The organism is Halomonas sp., from assembly GCF_041689495.1.
Taxonomy (GTDB): Bacteria; Pseudomonadota; Gammaproteobacteria; order Pseudomonadales; family Halomonadaceae; genus Halomonas.
Map to the genome: position 1 here is coordinate 1 of NZ_JBDNGD010000407.1, position 1,289 is coordinate 1,289.

Below are 1,289 nucleotides of genomic sequence, written 5' to 3' on the forward strand. Positions count from 1 at the left end.
CAGATCGAGACCACGCCGGTGATGCGTGGCACCGTACATCCGGTGCGGCAGATGGTGGTCAGGCCCAAGGTAGAGGAGGCGTTCGGCTTCGCATCCGTACAAGTGCTCGACTTCGCCGACCTTTATGCGGGCAAGCTGGCCGCGGCGTTGTCGCGCCAACATCCCCGTGACCTCTTCGACGTCGGCCAGCTACTGGAGGACGAGAGGGCGGATGGAATGCTCTGGCGAACCTTCCTCGTCTACCTGACCTGCAGCCCCAAGCCAGCCTGGGAAATATTGGCACCACGGGAGCCTGCAGACTTCGAGGCGACATTCAACGCGCACTTCCGCGGAATGACGTCGGAACCGGTGAGCGTGGAGCAACTGCTGCAGAGCCGGTCGCGCTTGCTGGATTGGGTCGCCGGCTGGCTGGACGAGTCCTCCGAGGCGTTCCTGCGTTCCGTGGAAGCCGAACTGCCGGATTTCGGGCTGCTCGGTTTGCCCCATGCTCGGGATCTGCCAGGGGTGCGGCGCAAGCTGCATAACCTGGCTCGGCGTTCCGAGAGTAAGCGGGAAGCCGATCACATGCAGTTGGAAAAGGCGCTGGCGCGGTTCGATGGACGGACTGGCTGAGGCCCTTGAGTATTCTGCGCCGTAAGGGCCTTCTACTAAGGACACAGGCCTGAAGGAGGCCGCGATGGAACAGCGTATGAGTCTGATTACCTTGGGCGTGAGCGATCTGGCGCGGTCGCGTCGCTTCTATGAGGAGGTGTTGGGCTGGAAGGTGGGGTTGGCACAGACCGAGGTGGTCTTCTTCCAACTCAACGGGCTGATCCTGTCGCTCTATGCTCGTACTGCCCTGGCGCAGGATGTTGGGGTGCCTGTGGAGGGCAGCGGCTTTGCCGGTATTACCCTTGCCCAAAATGTGTCGACCGAGACTGAGGTGGATACGGTTTTGAGCGAGGCGCAGCACGCCGGAGGAAGGATCGTTAAGCCTGCCAGCAAGGCGGAGTGGGGCGGGTATTCGGGCTATTTCGTCGATCCCGACGGCCACCTCTGGGAGGTGGCCCACAACCCGTTTTTCCCCATTGATGCCGAGGGCAATACCTGGCTCGGCTGAGCGTGGCAGGACGCTGGCGGTTACATGAGGCGGTGCCGTGATGCTCTGAATCGGGGGGCAAGGATCTGCCGGGGAGCCTCCAGCGTCAAGGTTTGTAGGGAAAGTGGTGTAGGGCGCGAGATGCTCAAGTCGGTATTGCTCGATATCAGTCGCGCGGCCACAGCCGCGCCGCCACGGCGATCACCACCGC

Annotated in this window: 2 protein-coding genes; both read left to right on the forward strand. The window is 62.6% G+C overall.

The features are described from left to right. Positions 1 to 612, forward strand: a 612-nt coding sequence (locus ACESMD_RS12750) for a nucleotidyl transferase AbiEii/AbiGii toxin family protein (RefSeq protein ID WP_372613733.1), incomplete at its 5' end; no start/stop codon positions are given. 64 nt (positions 613 to 676) lie between these two features. Further along, positions 677 to 1,099, forward strand: a complete 423-nt coding sequence (locus ACESMD_RS12755) for a VOC family protein (protein WP_372613735.1) — start codon at positions 677 to 679, stop codon at positions 1,097 to 1,099. Positions 1,100 to 1,289 lie beyond the last annotated feature (190 nt).